This is a genomic window from Roseovarius sp. THAF8, assembly GCF_009363735.1.
Lineage (GTDB): Bacteria > Pseudomonadota > Alphaproteobacteria > Rhodobacterales > Rhodobacteraceae > Roseovarius.
Genome location: NZ_CP045411.1, coordinates 107,077 through 124,589, shown reverse-complemented (window position 1 = coordinate 124,589; position 17,513 = coordinate 107,077). Strand labels below are relative to the sequence as shown.

General features: G+C 57.8%; 14 protein-coding genes and 5 pseudogenes. 10 read left to right on the top strand and 9 right to left on the bottom strand.

All coding sequences use genetic code 11. From position 1 onward, the window contains the following. Positions 1-21: 21 nt before the first annotated feature. Positions 22-849: pseudogene (locus FIU85_RS20475) on the top strand (YfcC family protein); the annotation flags it as partial. Then, positions 841-1,281 (top strand): annotated as a pseudogene (gene petA / locus FIU85_RS22155) (ubiquinol-cytochrome c reductase iron-sulfur subunit); the annotation flags it as partial. The pseudogenes FIU85_RS20475 and petA, both read left to right, overlap by 9 nt. Positions 1,282-1,325: 44 nt before the next feature. Here petA and lgt read toward each other — a convergent pair. From lgt to FIU85_RS22150, 8 genes are all read right to left on the bottom strand, one after another. Next, on the bottom strand, positions 1,326-2,249 hold the full coding sequence (gene lgt, locus FIU85_RS20470) for a prolipoprotein diacylglyceryl transferase (RefSeq protein WP_057796898.1): 924 nt from the start codon (positions 2,247-2,249) through the stop codon (positions 1,326-1,328). Positions 2,250-2,260: 11 nt separating this feature from the next. Further along, entirely contained in the window at positions 2,261-3,583 is a 1,323-nt protein-coding gene (locus FIU85_RS20465) for an APC family permease (RefSeq protein WP_057796899.1), read from the bottom strand. After that, on the bottom strand, positions 3,584-4,324 hold the full coding sequence (locus tag FIU85_RS20460) for a hypothetical protein (protein WP_152477314.1): 741 nt from the start codon (positions 4,322-4,324) through the stop codon (positions 3,584-3,586). Further along, positions 4,321-4,914: a TVP38/TMEM64 family protein gene (locus FIU85_RS20455; RefSeq protein WP_254701911.1), complete on the bottom strand. Its 594-nt coding sequence runs from the start codon at positions 4,912-4,914 to the stop codon at positions 4,321-4,323. The genes FIU85_RS20460 and FIU85_RS20455 overlap by 4 nt, the downstream gene beginning before the upstream one ends. Before the next feature lie 100 nt (positions 4,915-5,014). Beyond that, the gene (locus FIU85_RS20450; RefSeq protein WP_057796901.1) at positions 5,015-5,443 is read right to left on the bottom strand and encodes a DUF6010 family protein; all 429 of its coding nucleotides are present in this window, start codon (positions 5,441-5,443) and stop codon (positions 5,015-5,017) included. A 323-nt stretch (positions 5,444-5,766) separates the two neighbouring features. Continuing rightward, a complete protein-coding gene (locus FIU85_RS20445; protein ID WP_057796902.1) occupies positions 5,767-6,468 on the bottom strand; it encodes a copper resistance protein B in 702 nt (233 codons plus the stop codon). Between the two features lie 26 nt (positions 6,469-6,494). Continuing rightward, entirely contained in the window at positions 6,495-8,147 is a 1,653-nt protein-coding gene (locus tag FIU85_RS20440) for a copper resistance system multicopper oxidase (protein WP_057796908.1), read from the bottom strand. Between the two features lie 324 nt (positions 8,148-8,471). After that, positions 8,472-8,783 carry a hypothetical protein gene (locus tag FIU85_RS22150; RefSeq protein WP_139837413.1) on the bottom strand — a complete coding sequence of 104 codons (312 nt, stop codon included), beginning with the start codon at positions 8,781-8,783 and terminating at the stop codon, positions 8,472-8,474. Positions 8,784-9,131: 348 nt separating this feature from the next. Here FIU85_RS22150 and FIU85_RS20435 point away from each other — a divergent pair. The 4 genes and pseudogenes from FIU85_RS20435 to FIU85_RS20425 all read left to right on the top strand — a co-directional run. Beyond that, positions 9,132-9,659: pseudogene (locus FIU85_RS20435) on the top strand (multicopper oxidase domain-containing protein); the annotation flags it as partial. 46 nt (positions 9,660-9,705) lie between these two features. Then, positions 9,706-10,431: a copper-binding protein gene (locus FIU85_RS20430; RefSeq protein ID WP_152477313.1), complete on the top strand. Its 726-nt coding sequence runs from the start codon at positions 9,706-9,708 to the stop codon at positions 10,429-10,431. Between the two features lie 152 nt (positions 10,432-10,583). After that, positions 10,584-10,757 (top strand): annotated as a pseudogene (locus FIU85_RS22405) (helix-turn-helix domain-containing protein); the annotation flags it as partial. An 18-nt stretch (positions 10,758-10,775) separates the two neighbouring features. Beyond that, positions 10,776-11,140: pseudogene (locus tag FIU85_RS20425) on the top strand (IS3 family transposase); the annotation flags it as partial. A 41-nt stretch (positions 11,141-11,181) separates the two neighbouring features. Here the strand turns inward: FIU85_RS20425 and FIU85_RS20420 are convergent. Next, positions 11,182-11,943: a hypothetical protein gene (locus FIU85_RS20420; protein WP_152494673.1), complete on the bottom strand. Its 762-nt coding sequence runs from the start codon at positions 11,941-11,943 to the stop codon at positions 11,182-11,184. 499 nt (positions 11,944-12,442) lie between these two features. On the opposite strand from FIU85_RS20420, the gene FIU85_RS20415 reads away from it, so the two are divergent. The 4 genes from FIU85_RS20415 (at position 12,443) to FIU85_RS20395 (ending at position 17,510) form a co-directional block, all read left to right on the top strand. Continuing rightward, positions 12,443-12,976 carry a L,D-transpeptidase gene (locus FIU85_RS20415; protein WP_144435632.1) on the top strand — a complete coding sequence of 178 codons (534 nt, stop codon included), beginning with the start codon at positions 12,443-12,445 and terminating at the stop codon, positions 12,974-12,976. A 466-nt stretch (positions 12,977-13,442) separates the two neighbouring features. After that, entirely contained in the window at positions 13,443-14,105 is a 663-nt protein-coding gene (locus tag FIU85_RS20410) for a L,D-transpeptidase (RefSeq protein WP_057796563.1), read from the top strand. A gap of 474 nt (positions 14,106-14,579) precedes the next feature. Beyond that, positions 14,580-16,934, top strand: a complete 2,355-nt coding sequence (locus tag FIU85_RS20400; RefSeq protein WP_254703076.1) for a cation-translocating P-type ATPase — start codon at positions 14,580-14,582, stop codon at positions 16,932-16,934. 66 nt (positions 16,935-17,000) lie between these two features. Further along, on the top strand, positions 17,001-17,510 hold the full coding sequence (locus FIU85_RS20395) for a murein L,D-transpeptidase family protein (RefSeq protein ID WP_057796567.1): 510 nt from the start codon (positions 17,001-17,003) through the stop codon (positions 17,508-17,510). The last annotated feature ends 3 nt before the right edge of the window (positions 17,511-17,513 follow it).

Genomic DNA, 17,513 nt, shown 5'->3' with positions numbered 1-17,513 from the left:
AGGGAAGCACACAGTAATGGCGTGTCGTCATGGTTTCCAACCGCGTACACGATCCTTTTTCCTTAATCATCATTGTCGCAGGCCTGACCTGGATCATCCCCGCAGGACAATATGATCGTGCGATGAACGAAGAGGTCGGGCGTGAAGTTGCCGTGCCGGGAACCTACCAGACCGTCGATCCCAATCCGCAGGGCTTTGTCGAAGTCATGCTAGCTCCCGTGGCAGGATTCTATGACCCGGACAGTTATGCGGCGAACGCAATTGATGTAGCGCTGTTTGTGCTCCTGCTGGATGGGTTTCTTGGCGTAGTCAACGCCACCAAAGCCATCGATACTGGCATCCAGACGGGCGATGGGCTGCATGAAAGGGCGCGAGATCTGGATGATACCGATCCTGATGTCGCTGTTCGCCTTGGGCGGCACGACCTACGGCATGGCATAGGAAAAACCGGCCTTTTATGCACTGCTGATCCCGGTTGTTGTCGCCGCGGGGTTTGATGCGGTCACCGGCGTCGCCATCATCCTGATCGGAGCTGGCATCGGCACCCTCGGCTCCACGATCACCCCTTTTACAACCGTCATCGCATCAAACGCGGCGGGGATACCCCTTACCCAGGGTATGGCATTGCGGCTAGTCATCCTGACCGGCAGACTCTTGACATGCATCGCCTACGTGATGCGCTACGCCGCTAAAGTAAAGGCCGATCCATCCCACTCGGTGGTCGCCAAGCAGCGCGATGCACATCGCCGGATATTCTTAAGCGCTGACGATGGCGAATTCACCGAACCGGAGCTGACCGGAACCCAGAAGCTGGTGCTGGTCCTGTTCTTCGCCACCTTCGCGGTGGTCAGGGCTTTGCTCAGGATCCGCGTGGATATTTCCGAGCTGACACCTGGCACGCAACTCACTGTCAAGTAGCGGGGAAAACCGGTGTTCATCCGCTATCGAACTGAAGAGGAAATTTCTGCGGCACGTTCCGAAAGTGTCGCCGACCTACCTGATGCGATCGCAAGAAACCCCAACTTCGACGGGGACGTGCCTGCGACCGATGAGCACCGGGCAGTTCCCGGCCGCGAAGAGTATTTGATCATGATTGGCGTTTGCACTCACTTGGGATGCGTTCCGCTTGGAAAAGGCTCCGGCGATTTTGGAGGTTGGTTTTGCCCTTGCCACGGCTCGCATTATGACCCCGCCGGGCGCATCAGAAAGGGACTCGCACCAGAGAACCTTCACATTCCGGACCTTTCGCTGTCGGATGACTTGATTCTCGTTTTGGGATAAACGGCGCGCAGCGTTTCATTGCATAGGTTCGAGCGGATCGAAACTTACACAGTCTCGGTTGTCTTCTGGTCGCGATCTCGCTGTTGCATGCGAAAAGCCCAACAGATCAATGCCAGTCCGGCAAAGATCATTGGAAGCGACAACGCCTGCCCCATCGTTAGTCCCCAGGTTCCGAAATGCAGGGCGTGTCCGATTGGGTTATCCTCACTCACGAATTGCAAATCCGGCTGCCTGAAGAACTCGACTAAGGCCCTGGACATGCCATAGCCCGCAAGAAACACTCCTGTCAGGGCACCGGGCCTTTTCAGCCATCCCTTTCGCCATGCCAGAACCAGCATAAGGATGCCCAGCACCACTCCTTCAAGCAACGCTTCGTAAAGCTGCGACGGGTGCCGCGCACATAGCCCCACCACGCCTGGGCAGGCTTGCGCGGCCTCTCCGGGGAAGATCACCGCCCATGGAACATCAGTCGGCCGTCCCCAGAGCTCGTTATTGGTGAAATTGGCGAGACGTCCGAGTAACAACCCGGGTGGCGTGGCCAGAGCCAAGATGTCCGCAGTTCCAAGAAACGACGCGCGCTGGCGGATACAGAAGACAAGCCCAGCGACCGTCACCCCGAGAAACCCACCATGGAAGGACATGCCGCCCTGCCAGACCATCAGGATTTCCAAAGGGTTTTTCAGGTAGTATTGCGGCTCGTAGAACAGGACAAAACCAAGACGCCCACCGATGATGACGCCGAGAATAATCCACGTGAGCAGTTCATCCAACTGCGCGGGTTTCATAGGTGGCCCAGCATCCGACCAGAGCGCAGGACGCCCGAAGGTCCGAACGCAAATTCGCCAACCTGTTACGATGCCGACGATGTACGCGAGCGCGTACCATCGGAGCGCGAGGTGAAAACCCCAAATATCAATCGAAAAGACTTCGTGGCCGATGTCTGGAAACGGAAGGGCGGCAGTTAGCATTGTCTATCGTCCTACATATGCGAGTGAGGCTCGGATTTATCCTCTTGTGGTGGACGATGGCGCAAGAATAGACCCACGAAGGCAAAGACAGCGACCATCATCCCGATCGAGACCAGCACGATCAACGGATCGCTCTGCCATTTCAGCGCGGTGAACGCCGCCAGCACGATGATGTCGAGCGCGATCGCGCCGAGCAGAATAGCCCCCACGGCACCAATCTCCTGTCGCAGGTGCCGAAACACGCCCCAGTGGATGATGATGTCCATCACCAGATAGAAGAACGCACCGAGCGAGGCGATCCGGCTGAGATCGAAGAACACCGCTAGGAAACTGGCGATTACCACGGTGTAGACCAAAGTATGGTCTCGGATCGCACCCGGCATGCCGAAGTGGCTGTGGGGGATCAGTTTCATGTCGGTCAGCATGGCAAGCATTCTAGAGACCGCGAAAATGCTCGCGATCAGTCCTGATGACGTGGCGACGATGGCCAATAGGACAGTCAGGTAGAAGCCCGTGCGGCCCAAGGTCGGCCCCGCGGCTTCAGCAAGGGCATAGTCTTTTGCAGCGATGATCTCTTCAAGGTTAAGACTGGAACCGACGGCGAAGGCGACGAGAAGATAAACGATAACGCAGATGCCGATGGACGCAACGATGGCCCGACCGATATTACGGTTCGGATTGTTCACTTCGGCACCGCTATTGGTGATCGTGGTGAACCCTTTGAAAGCCAGGATCGTAAGCGCAACGGAGGCCACGAAGCCGGTGATTTGCGTCGATTGCCCGTCCGTCGCCGCCTCGAACGAGATACCGCCTGCCCAGAGCGCCGCCGCCCCGAAAAGCGCGATACCTCCCACCTTTAGGATAGCCATGACGATCGAGAACAAGCCAACCGACCGGTTGCCGGCAGCGTTGATGAGATAGGCAAACACAATCAGACCCACACCGAGGGTAGAAACCAACCAGTTGGTCCGCTCGACGCCTAATCCCTCCAAAGAATATGTGGCGAAAGTCCGCGCAACGAGGCTTTCGTTGATGACCATCGATAGGGCCATGAGCAGCGCGGCCCCCGCGGCGACGGTCGTCGGGCCATAGGCCTTTTGCAGGATCACCGCGATGCCTCCCGCAGACGGGTAGGCGTTGGACATCTTGACGTAGGTATAGGCGCTGAACGCGGTGACGAGCGCGCCGGCGATGAAGGACAACGGGAAGAGTGGTCCGGCAAGCTGCGCGATCTGCCCGGTCAGTGCGAAGATACCGGCGCCGATCATCACGCCTGTCCCCATCGCAATCGCACCGGCGAGGCTGATGCTGTTCGCCTTGTATTCCGATTTCATCTAGACATTTTCCTTTCCGAATGCGCGTGCCTTCCCGGCAGAGAGCGTCTGCGGTCTGCGGTAATGGCCCCGCTTGCCATCCCCGGCGATGAGATTGGCGCCGGGCCAGTCGTAGAGGCACCAACTTTGGCGAAAGGCTTCCAGCAGTTCGGGCTCTGCGCGATGCCTCGCGACCGCCCGGGCGAATGTTTGCGGCGGACGATGTGTGAAATGCGTTTGCGGGTCGTCACCATCGCGAAAGACGCGCGCGGCATAGCCCGGGGCGCCGACCGGGTAGAAGAGAAACACTAGCAGTGCCCGGATCGTCCAGCGCAGCCTGCGCCCGGGATAGCGGCTGATGAGCCGCGCGGACAGCGACGACAGGCGCAGCATCCGGCGGTAGAGGTCCCAACCGACATCGGTGACGACCGCGTGCGCGCACCCCGTCTCGACCCCTGGGCGCCGCAGAGCGGTATCGGCGGCGACGGTGTAGATGTCAAGCTCCACCATCAGCCGGCTGCCGCCATCGGGCAGGGTCTGCAAACCGACAATCTCCCGCGTTTCTTCCGCTGCACGATCGAGCGTGACGAGAAAACGCTCGATGTCTTCAGGCGGCCAGCGCACCTCTTCGCCATCCGCAAGGTGCAATGCCCGATTGCCCAGTTGCCGGCGGCAAGTCCGCAACATCTCGCGGCGGATCAGCGCGCGAACGGCTCTCCAGTCCGGGGACGGGCGCGCGTCGGGCCTGGGGGTCGCGGTCATGAGCGTGCCTTCCTCCCGCGCTGCTCGCGGATCGCCACGGCGATAATGGGGGCCAGCGTCAGTGCCCCCAGCCCGACAGCGGCCCAGGCGGCTCGCCCGGGCTCCCCGCTCATCGCCTCGTTACCGAAATGCGCGAGAACGAAACTGGCGGGGATGATGCCGGCAAGCGTCGCTACAGCGAAACGCCAGAAATGCAGGCAGCTGAGACCGGCAGCGTAGCTGACGATGTCGAACGAGATAAACGGCATCAGCCGGCTGGCGAACACGGTCAGGGTCAGCGCGTTTTGCGATCCGAGCCAGCCCTTGTCCACCGTCTCGCCGAACCATCTGGTCAGCACATCGCGCCCTAGGAACCGTGCCAGAGCGAAGGCCGCCAGGGCGCCGAATTCGGCGCCGATGACGATGTAAATGGTGCCGATCGTATGTCCGTATGCGGCACCTGCCGCCAAGGCGATAGGTGCGCTTGGGATCGGCGTGGCGACGATGGCGATCGTCATGAGGGCGATGATGACGATCGGCCCCCATGCGCCGGCAGCGCTCACCCAGGCCGATATCCGCTCGCCGCTGAGGTCTTCCACGAAGCCTGACAAGGGCCCAAGGAACAGCGCCGCCGCAGCGGCCACGAGCGCGACCGCGAGGACGATTTTTGCGCCTGTTCCAACCGTGATGCCCTGTGCCACCTGACCGCCCTCACGGTAGATAAAGGATGAGGAGAAAACCGGCGGTCAGCAGATCGAAGACCACGCAGTAGGGAATGTACCATTTCGGCACCGGTGCACCGAAGGCGCCAATACGGTGCAGCAGGTCCCAGGCCGCATGCGCCGCCAGTCCCAGCGGCAACGCGAGCGGCGACCAGAGCAGACCAACAAGCGCCACAAACGCGTAGAAGGCAGCGGCCCCGAATTCCAACCAGAACAGCCGGGCCAAGCCAGAGGAGGCGCCGAAACCGATATAGGCGCCCCCTATCACGGCCAGTGTCAGGGCCGCGATTGCGACCGAGACCTGTTCGGGCACCCAAAGGTGAACGGGCGCAAATACGAGGAACAGCCCCGAACCGATGGCACTTGGACCCAGCGTATCTGTAGTGATCCAGCCGACTTGGCTTCTATCGTTCGACATCGAGCGGTGCGTCCTCGTATTTGGCGGGGTTGCGTCCGGGTCGCTACGACCCTAGGGCTTCCAGCTAATGGAAGCTCAAGACGTAATCGTAGAATCTCCATTTCACGCGGCGTCGACGGCCTGGCCCATCATCTCGCGCACTTCGACAGCGATCTCGTTAAGCTGACATTGCCATGCTGCGTCCGCTCTACCGCATGTGACCCGCGTGTCCCCGTCCACTCATCACGGTTTCGTTTCAAGTTTGGCTGTTAATCTCTCACGCTCCCTTTGGGAATTGCATAGTTTGAAGGTCGCCCGGGCTTGCAGCCGGGGCGACAAAATTTTCAGAACATTAGGCTCGTACCGAAGACGATCGAAAATGCATCAGTATCTTCACCATTTGCTTTGACGATGTCCTTCGTGTCGCCATAAGAGGCCTCGTAGTTAACGCCGACATAAGGAGAAAAAGCGCGGTCGATGACGTCATAGCTAAGCCGCGCTCCGATCTCCACTATAGCACCGCCAGCGCCGCGTTCGCGCGCCAGATCATCCTTCAGGGGCATATCAACTTCGATGCTCGGCGTGAAAATCAGGCGGTTGGTCAACAGTGCCTCATACTCTGCCTCGAAACGGAAGAATGGGTGATCAGACACGAAAAGATCGGCATCGATCTCGAACCACTGCGGCGCGAGGCCTTTGAGGCCGACCACACCAGCGTAGCGGTCAGGTGCCCCACCCGGCGTATCCGCATAAGCCCCCACTACGGCATCAAAGAAAGGCGAAACTGGAAACTGAAGTCGCGCCTGGTTTTCCAATTTTTCGAAATCATCCGATGTGAGGCCAAGCTCGGCTTCGCTTCTCCAGACGAATTTCAACTCATCCGATCCCGCGAGAGCATCAAAATCCCATACGAAGGCATCCTCACCATCCATCGCGCGATATTCGAACTGCTCCGCTTGGAAACCCCAGATAAGCGGCTCGGCGTATGTGACCTGAGCCCAGGGCAGAAAGAGGCCGGCAAGTCCGGCCAGTTTGAAACGTTTCATCTTGATTTTCCTTTTTTCTGACTGGTTCAGGCTGGGCGCCCTCTGACTACGACTTTGCGGAACATGCCACCGTCAGCGTGGTAAGAGAGGTGACAATGGAAAGCCCACTGTCCAGGGGCATCGACCTCGACCTCTATGTCGGTTGTCGTGCCGGGTTGGACGCTCACCGTGTGCTTGATGGGGTTACGCGCGCCCTGACCGGTATCGATGATCGACCACATCCCGTGCAGGTGCATTGGATGCGCCATCATTGTCTCATTGATGAAGCGGATGCGCACCCGTTCGCCATAATTCAGCACGATTGGGTCGGCATCCTCGTATTTTACTCCGTTGATCGACCAGATGTAACGCTCCATGTTGCCCGTCAGACGCAGTTCAATGGTGCGCGAGGCAGCGCGGTTCCGGTAAAGCGGCCGCGCAGCGCGCAGATCCGTGTAGGACAGGAACTTGCCGCCGTTATAGGCCTTGGGTGTCAGCCCGCTGCCTGGCGCATAGAATGGGTCGCCATTGCCTGACATATTCATGCCAGAGTGCTCCATGCCGTTCATGCCGGGCTTATTCATACCCTGCATTTTTGAGTGCTCCATTCCACTCATGGTCTGCATGCCACTTGCGTTCTGCATGACGTGGTCACCCATATCCATCCCCATCATGCCGCTCATGTCGGCCATTGTGAGCAATGGCTTGGACCTGAGCCGCGGCACGGCCCCGGCATAACCTTCTTTTGGCGATAGAGTCCCACGAACGAGCGCAGTGCGACCCATTGATTCGGCAATGATGCTATAAACTTTGTTTTCCCGCGGCTGGACGATGACGTCAAAAGTCTCCGCCACGGCAACACGCAGTTCATCCACCGTGACCGGCTTGACGTCGTTGCCGTCAGCCTGGACCACGCTCATCTTCAGGCCCGGGATACGCATGTCGAAATAGGTCATGGCCGAAGAATTGACTATTCGCAGGCGGACCTTCTCACCGGGCCGGAACAGCCCTGTCCAGTTTTGCGATGTGCTCCGCCCATTGATCAGAGCGGTAAATCCCTGCACATCCTCAATGTCCGTTGGCATCATCCGCATCCGCCCCCACATCCCGCGATCCTTTAGGGCTGCTTTCAGACTATCCTGGCGCGCGTCCTCGATCAGGGTTTGCAAGGTGCGTTGCGAGCGATTGTAGTAATCCGGCATCCTCTTGAGATTCCGCATAATCCGGCTGCCCGGATGCGGGTGCTTGTCGGCCAGTTGCACGACATAATCACGATCCGCCCGAATCCGTTCACCGTCGCGCGGCTCGATTATGATGGCCCCGTAGGCACCATCGGGTTCCTGAAAGCCCGAGTGGCTGTGGAACCAGTAAGTTCCCGCTTGCTGGATCGGAAACCGGTAGGTGAAGGTTTCACCCGGAGCGATACCGTTGAAGCTGATACCGGGGACGCCGTCCTGCTGGAAGGGCAGGATCAGCCCATGCCAATGAATTGAGGTGCTCTCGCGGAGGTTGTTGGTCACGTTTATGGTGACTTCCTCGCCTTCCTTGAACCGCAGGATCGTTGGAATCTGGCTCTTGTTGTAACCGACCCCCATTTTCCGAAAGTTCCCAGTGTCGATCCGAACCCGGTCGACAGTGATATCATAGGTCCCTTTCGATGTGATCTTTGGCGATCCGTGCGCGCGCAATGCCGTCGGCATGGCAAGCGCGGCAGCCGCAGTCAAACCGAACTGACGCCGGGACAGACCTTTTGCCAGATGTTCCGACGAACTGAGCGCTGTATCGGAAAGCGCGCACTGTTTTGCTTTGAAGAGTCGCATACTCTTCTCCTTTGCGATGATTGAGTCGAAGGTTCGCCCGATCACGGCAGACCTCGAGTAGCTTCTGAGAAGTGATCCCGCGAGTACCCGAGGTGTTTCAGGACCACCCGAACAGGGGAGCCCTTCACACGTTCACGCCGTTTCTTATTTGGACGAGACCGGAAACCTGAGCCGTAAGATGCAGGGATGAGAATCGAAGCGCGTTCAGACTCGCGGAGGGGGCGAAGACGCTTCCGGCTTCAAGCCTTCTGCGTCGACCGCGCGAGACCCATGATAAACGTGCACGACAAAGAGCTTCGGTTCGGGTAGTGCATGATCGGCGTTAGAAAAAGTGACGCAATGCACCATCATACCAGGGCAACCGGGGATAGTATCGTCCGACACAAGATGTGCGTCACAATCACGAACGTCCATCGCGGCAACGTGGCTCCAATCTTCTTGCGGCGAGCCAGCTTCAGGTCCGACAAACGGCATGGCCGCTACCATCAAGACGATGAGCGACAGAATATGAGCCATTCGTGTCAATCTGAAAAAACGCATACATCCCGAACCTTTCACAATTAAAAAAGCGCGATTGCCAACAAAGATCAAGGATACATTTCGTTACAAAAATTATGCTTCTAAAGCATTGGTTTTTCTTGACCTTCCAGCGCCGGAGCATAGCCTGCTCGATCAGGACCCACGCTTCAAAAGGCTGAATATGCTACTTTCACCAATGCTATTCTTTGAAAGGCACAGGTTTCATTCGGCCGCTAAGGCAGTCGCGGCGAGCCGCAAGTTTTTGCAAGCGCAGCCGGTGGAGAACATGCGGCAGGCGAAACCAGTCCGTCGCATAGATTTATCGTTCATACTGATCGACCGGGCTGCACAGGCGGTGGCTGGGTTCCACCTGAAGCCCAATGGCCGGAGGTCAGCATCGACATCCCCGTGGGCGCGATGCGCGCCTATGAGTTCGTCGCGGACCATCTGGGTGACTGGGCGATCCACTGTCACAAGTCACACCACACGATGAACGCCATGGGCCATGACGTGCCGACGTTCATCGGGGTCAACAAGAAGCCGCTGACGCAGAAGATCCGTCAGTTTCAGCCGGAATACATGCCTATGGGCACGAACGGGATGGGCGATATGGCGAAAATGGAAATGCCGCTGCCCGACAATACCATCCCGATGATGACGGGTTGGGGTCCTTACGGCCCCATCGAGATGGGCGGCATGTTTTCGGTCGTAAAGGTGCGGGACGGCATCGACGCGGACGATTACTCCGATCCCGGCTGGTACGAGAACCCCCCGGGCGAGATGGCCTACGAATGGACCGGCGAGTTGCCTGAATTCGCCTCCAACAACAGCCCCAGGACCATTCTCACACAGAAACCAGCCTCGAAGGGCTGAGCAGCCCTTCGTCATCTCTAACCAAACCAACCTACAGGAAAATGAAATGAAAAACCTTCTTCTGACATTAAGCCTCGCGATCGCGCTTTCCACACAGGCCTATGCTACAGGCACGCACGGCGGTGGACATGATGAAAACCAGCCTACCGAACAGACAGAAATGATGGTCGGCATGCCGGGTGACCCCGCCAAGGTGGATCGCACAATCGACGTCACTTTGCTCGAAAACGATGAGGGCCAGATGCTGATCGAGAGCGAAGAGATGACCATCAAGGAGGGTGAAACCATCCGCTTCAACATCACCAACAAGGGTGAGTTGGAGCATGAGTTCGTACTCGACACGGTCGAGCGCAATGCCGAGCACAAGATCGAAATGGCCAAGATGGACATGGAACACGACGATCCGAACCGTATCCGTCTCGATGCGGGCGCGTCGGGTGAGGTTGTCTGGACTTTCGCGAATTCTGGTACGTTCGAAGCAGCATGCCTGATCCCGGGCCACTACGAAGCCGGCATGCATCGTGAGGTAGCGGTCGGTGACCAGATAGCTCAGGCTGACGTGGAGTACACGAGCGGGACCATCAAGAAAATCGACGCGGAGGCCGGCAAAGTCACAATCATTCACGGCCCTCTCGTTAACCTTGATATGCCCGCGATGACCATGGTGTTCCGCGCTGACGAAGCAATGATGGCCAAGATGGCGGAGGGTCAGGAAATCGAGTTCGTTGCCGACCGGGTTGAGGGAAAGCTTACTGTCACGCAGATGAAGTGAAGATAGACAATGGGGCCGAGGCGAACACGCCCGGCCCCAACGATTTGAGGCAATAAAATCAAGCGCTACGGAGGTAGCCGAGCAATGTAGATATGCCGTTACTCGCGGGACATTTTCTTTAACCTCCGAGGTTTGGGAAGAAGGAGATGTTCATGACCAAGGACCAACGCAAGTTGAGGATACTTCGACATGCGGAGGAGATCGGTCACGTCGCGAGGACTTGCCGCTATTTCGGGATAGGTCGATCCAGCTTCTACCGTTGGCGTCAAGACGTCTTACGAAGCGCTCAGAGAGAAGCTATAATCAACAAACGGGATGTCCCACGAGTAACCGCACCTTACACCCTCCAACAGGCCGTTCTTCAGAGACAACCCGGATCAGGCCTGGTGCTTCACTCGGATCGCGGATCGCAATATCTGTCCATTCGCTATACCGAGTGACTCGCAGAGGCGGGGTAGAACCTTCCGTGGGAAGCGTTTGCGACAGTTATGACAATGCCCTGGCCGAGACGGCCAATGGCCTGTTCAATGCTGAGGTCATCCACCGACGCGGGCCATGGCGCAGTTTCGATGCAGTGGAATACGCGACCCTGTATTGGGTGAATTGGTTCAACAACCGTCGTCTTCTCGAACCCATCGTATACATTCCGCCAAGAGAGGTCGAAGCAAACTATTACGCGACCCTGGAAACATCAGACATGGCCGCGTAGCTAAGATCAATCAGCCTCCGGCAAACCCGGCGCGGCTCATATCACGCCTCCAAGAAAGTCGTGTGTTTACTGTTCTGCGGCAGGAGGAAGATCGAGGTTGCCAGGAGCGAGAAGACCAACTCGTAGACCTCCCATTTACGAGGAACGTCGATGACCGCAATCACCAGGCTTGCTGTAACGGCGAGCATTGCGTGACGTGTGCCGGGCACCGGGGCGGCAATGTGATTGGCGGCACGTTTGATCCAGCCGACGCGCAAGTAGAGCAGTGGCAGCACGGTAATGTAGACCAGCACGATTAACGTTAGGATCGGACCGAAGAGCGTCTTGGCGAGGTGGAAATCGCCCCAAGGCGTGGGCACAATCAGGTTGTGCAGGTTCGTTTCCTGCTGCTTATTCATCTCCTCGAAGGTCTCGCCGGTTTCCCAGCCGATTATACGTTGGCCCCAGGAAATCTCTTCGCCGGCGGCAAAGAAGAAGACAAGCGCATAGAACAGCGTGCAGGCGAAGGCGAGGCCCGCGCCGCGCGCCTTTAGCGACCGCGCGTTCATCACCAGGACGACGCTGGCCACGCAGAGAAAGAGAGCAGTGCTGTATTCCACCAAGCCGTCTTCACGCGCGTAGGTGAGCGAGAAATAGTCGGTGCTGTAGAAATAAATAACGACCGAAAGTAACAGCACGGCGGCGACAATGCCGAGCAGGATTTTGTCGATACGCAGGATTGTGGACAGAGTCATATAAGGCGTGCCTTTCTCAGCAGATTTGGCGCCGGAATATGCGAGGCGGGACCGCGCATCAAGCGCCAAGCTTTTTACTGAGTCGAACCTACGTTGGGCACAGGTGTGAAACCACATCTTGACGCTGGACTCACGATAGGTTGAAGCAATATCCAACCTTCGAAAAGTCATCGTTCACACGTAGTGGCCTTTCCAGTAGCTCTCGCTCGTGATTTGGATGCAAAATCAGGAGCAAGTTTACGAACACGTTTCTATCGAAGTACTTGAGCGTCTCGCCACTATCGCCCGTGACCGAATAGGCAAGATTGTATCACGCTGGAGAGCGGTGTTGAGGATTGCCACGCAGATATCCACTAAGTGCTCGGCATGCTTTGGGCAAATAACCCTTCCGAAAGTTCGGATCGTATCCTCGGAGCAACAGTCAAACAGCTCGCAGTTGTGAACACACGATCGTGTGTTCTACATATCGACGCAATGTGTTCGCAATTTCATGCAACGCAAACTAGTAGGGTACATCAAAATGAAAGGCTTTAGCAGGCGAGTGTTCGTATCTACCAGTGCAGCCAGCATGTTGGCTCCTACGATTGGTGCAGCAAGTCAACCCTCTTTTCCAGAGCGCTTTCTTCCTCAACTGGTAAACGCACGTCGGACGGATTGGCTGCCCGGAGATCTGCATTTAGTACCGGATGATTTTTTTTTGTATTTCATGCTCGAAGAAGGTATGGCGATCCGCTACGGAGTAGGAGTTGGACGCAAGGATTTGTACGAATCAGGCGTGTTCACAGTAGCGCGCAAAGCCAAATGGCCGTGGTGGCGGCCGACCAACGCCATGATCCAAAGAGAGCCGAATAAGTATGCACGATTTAGAAACGGTTTGAAGGGAGGACCGAATAATCCTCTCGGCGCGCGAGCGATCTATTTATACGATGATGACGGCCGAGACACCTATCTTCGAATCCATGGAACCAATGCACCAGAAACCATCGGGTCGGCCGTTTCAAACGGATGTGCCCGCCTCACCAATAAGCACGTAAAGGACCTGTACGATCGTGTTGCGATAGGTGCACGCGTTTATCTTTACCCCAAACTGAACGGCATTTGAAAAAGTCGTTTGCAACTTGAGGTCAGCGAAACGAAAGTACGCGGTGCATGTCTCACCCCGTGAGGTTTTGATACCCACATGAATGATGCAATCGTATCCTGTTCGCATGCAGAATTTGGACCAATTTTTCACGTCGAAGCCTACTTTCGCAAGGATCAACCAATCGCTAGCCTATCTGACCCTGACTAGAGGCTGTGGCTCGGAAATATGTTGAAAAGAGCTTCGTCAGCCCCTTGAGAAGTAATTGGATCAGCTGGTTTTTCACGCGACGAGGCTGGGTTAGTGGGAACCGTGTTCGCAGAACTTTTTTCTTGAACCTTTAGGAGCTTTAGGAGTTACGACGCAAATGTACCGAACTAGACCTTGGGAAGGTTGCTGACGATGCCTTATTCCTTACCTGGGTAAGTAGAGGCACGATAAGGATATATTTTATCCTTTAGTAAAATCTTGCGAAGGAAACAGAAAAATGCTGACGAGACGCCACTTCATCCAAACAACGACTGCGCTATTCTCGGCCTCAATCGGTCAGCCGCTCTTTGCCGATACGTGGCCAACAGAATCACAAAAGGCGGCTTGGGACAAGCAAGTCACACCGTTCGGCTACGAGCCAGCCACGACTAACCCATGGGGTCTGCATCCAAGGTTTTTGCCGCAGCGCGTCGTCGCGAAGCGCAATCTCGTGCCGGGCGACATCCACGTGGACGCAGTGGCGCGATACCTCTATCACATCGAAAAAGGTGGAACTGCAATGCGCTACGGCGTGGCCATTGCAAAGGGCGACCTTTATGAGCCGGGAACTTATACGATTAAGCGGAAGGTGAAATGGCCTCATTGGACGCCAACCAAAAACATGATTGAACGCAATCCGGAGTACGAGCAATACGCAGATGGTATGGAACCTGGCCCGACCAACGCACTTGGGTCACGTGCGCTTTATCTTTTTGTCGGCAGTAGGGATAGCTATCTACGTATCCATGGCACACCGTATCCAAAAAGCATCGGCGGTCGCGCAAGTTCTGGCTGCGTCCGGATGGTCATGGCTCACATCAACGAACTTTATCCCAACGTCAAGATAGGTTCGACAGCGTTTCTTTACTCGGCCGAGGATAGTGTGACAGCGCAAAGTTGAAGGCGTGCACTGAACTCGACGCATCCGCGACCCTCTGGACAAGCAAATCAAGACTGGAGAGACGTGCAGATTGGTCCGCCGCCGGCCGCGCGAAGAGGTACCAAAGTGGTCTCTACTGGTCCACTGTGCTGATACCAGTAGCACCCATCTTCCGGAAGTCGACGAGCCGACGTGAGATCCTGACCGGGTGCAGCAAGGGCCGCTACAGACGCGGGAACATTGCCAACCTTGTTCTGAGCGCCATCATCTGTCGGCGGCACCGCGCAGCCGGCGAGTACCAGAATTGCTGCAATGATAGGCGCTTGTCGTTTTTGCATTTTTAACCCGCTCTTTCTGATTTCATCGCGCCTTAGTGGTGCGGTGAACGTTCGGACGCTGCAATTTTCTGCATGAAACGTCCTATTCTAACTCTTGATGCTCTAGTTGCTTTAGGAGCTATAGCAATGTGGAATCAATGAATCCCGAGGTCAATCCATGTCTTTTGATGGCAACCGCAACGATCACAGCCACCGGAGTGATCAAAAGCAACCTCACGCAACAGGCAAATCCTGTTGCGATGCGAACAGTGATGTTGCGTCGGCTGGGCTAGCGCCGTCCGGCGGAAGGAGCTTTCAGGTCTCCGGGCTCGATTGCGCCGAAGAGGTGGCGATCCTGAACCGGGTTGTCGGGCCGAAAGTGGGCGGAACCGAACACCTGGCATTCGACGTTATCAACGGGCGAATGACCATCCTCGATAGCGCCAAGAGGATACCAGACGACGAGGTCACGCAGTTGGTCGCAACGACCGGCATGAGCGCGAAGCCTTGGGATGCCGACAACGCAGCAGAGGACCAGGCGGCGCATCTGGCACGTCAGAAGCGCTTTACCTCGTTGAGCGGCGGCTTCTGGGGGGCGGGATTCCTTTTTCACATGGTCGAGACCGGCATGGGTGGCGCGCTCGGGCTCTTTGCGGGCCATGGCGATGTGCCGATGCCCATGGCGGAAGCAGGGATCTTCGCCCTCGCGATTCTTTTCGGAGTTTGGCTTGTCGCGCCCAAGGCCTGGTCTTCGGCGCGGAGGCTTAGCCCCGACATGAACCTGCTCATGGTGCTGGCCGTCGCCGGCGCCATCAGCCTCGGAGAGTTTTTTGAGGCTGCGACGGTCGCCTTCTTTTTTTCGCTCTCTCTCTATCTTGAGAGCTGGAGCGTGGGGCGGGCGCGTAACGCGGTTTCCGCGCTCCTCGATCTGGCGCCGCCAACGGCGCGGGTCCTTTACGAAGACGGATCGGAATCCGACGTTCCGGCTGCGGCTGTGGCAGTCAATGCAAGGTTTATCGTGCGCGGCGGCGACCGTATCCCCCTCGACGGTGAGGTCGTGGACGGGGCAGGGGCCGTCGATCAGGCCCCAATTACTGGGGAAAGCGCGCTAGTACCCAAGGAACCCGGCGAAGAGGTCTATGCCGGCACGATCAACGGCGAGGGCACACTGACGGTGCGGGCGACGAAGGCCGCCTCGGATACGGTGCTCGCGAAAATCATTCGCATGGTAGGCGATGCCCATGCCCGCCGCGCGCCGGTCGAACAGTGGGTGGCCAAGTTCGCGCGCATCTACACACCAATCGTGATGGCTCTGGCGATCACCATCGCGCTGGTGCCACCACTCCTGCTCGGCGGCGCCTGGGACTACTGGTTCTACAATGCCCTGGTCCTTCTGGTCATCGCATGTCCTTGCGCGTTGGTCATTTCTACGCCGGTTTCCATCGTTGCGGCGCTGACCGCGTCGGCACGGGCGGGGGTGCTCATCAAGGGCGGCGCCTATGTCGAAGCGCCGGGGCGGACCACGGCACTGGCGATGGACAAGACCGGGACGATCACCATGGGAGAGCCTGAGGTGGCGGCGGTTCACCCACTGGTCGGTGTTTCCGCACGCGATCTCATGGCGCTGGCAGCAAGCCTGGAGGTGCGGTCTTCACACCCGCTGGCACGCGCCATACTCTCGCGCGCCAAAGCCGATGGTGTTTCCGTGTCTGCCGCAGAGGACACCCGCACCGTGCCCGGGCGCGGTCTGGAAGGACGCGCCGACGGGCGCGCTATCTGGCTCGGCTCGGATCGGTTCGCCGAAGAGAAAGGGTTCGGCAATGCCATTCCGGCGGATCTGCGGGATCAGATCGGGGAGACAGGGAGCACCCTCGTTGCCGTGGGTGACAAGGCCGGCGTGACCGGCGTACTGGAGCTTCGCGACCGCATCCGCCCAGATGCAAAGGGTATCGTTGCGCGCCTGCATGCGCAGGGTGTGGAGACCATCGTGATGTTGACGGGCGACAACGAACGCACCGCGCGCGCGGTGGCAGCCGAAGTCGGCATCGACGAGGTGCGCGCCGAACTTTTGCCGGAAGACAAGGTGACGGCCATTGAGGAACTCGTCGAAAGCCACGACATGGTAGCGATGATCGGCGACGGTGTGAATGACGCACCGGCCATGGCGCGTGCGCATTATGCCATCGCCATGGGCGCTGTCGGATCGGATGCCGCTATCGAGACGGCCGACATCGCGCTTATGACCGACGACATCGGCAAGGTACCTTGGCTTATTGGCCATTCGCGCCGGGCCATGACGATCATCCACCAGAATATCGGCATATCGCTGGCGACCAAGGCGCTGTTCGTCGGGCTGACCGCGTTCGGGATGGCCTCAATGTGGGGCGCCATTGCTGCGGATGTAGGCGTGTCTCTGCTTGTCGTGGCCAACGCGCTTCGGCTCCTGAACGGCCACCGGGTCGAAGCGGGGCCCTCGGGCGGTGAACCGATTGGCGAGCGGATGGCGAAGGGAGCACTCGCGCACGGTCATTGATCCGGCGGTTTCGGTAGGGTAACGTCTGACATCATCCAGACCTCGCAAAAGGGGCGTCGAGCAGTGATGAATACCAGAATTTCACGGCGGGTCTTGCTGTTGGGCGGTTTGGCCGCCTTCCTTTCAGGCTGTGCCAGCAAGTTCCGGTCGTACAACGGACCACAAGTGACCCGGTTACGCATGTACAAGGCGCAGCGGCTGTTAGTTCTTGACGGCGCGGATGACGTCTTGCGGACCTATCCCATCGGATTGGGCTTCGCGCCCGAAGGCCACAAGCAGTTTGAGGGGGACGGCCGCACGCCGGAGGGCTCCTACCTGATTGACCGGCGCAACCCAAACAGCCTCTTCCACCTCTCCATCGGCATTTCATATCCCAATGAAGCCGACATCGCGTTTGCAGAGGCGCAAGGAAAATCGCCGGGTGGCGACATCTTCATCCACGGGGGGCCCCGCAAGGGGATCGACCCGATGAACAAACGCGACTGGACCGCGGGCTGCATCTCCGTCACGGACCGGCAGATCGAGGATATCTACGCCATGGTCAGGGACGGGACACCGATCGACATCTATGCCTGAAGG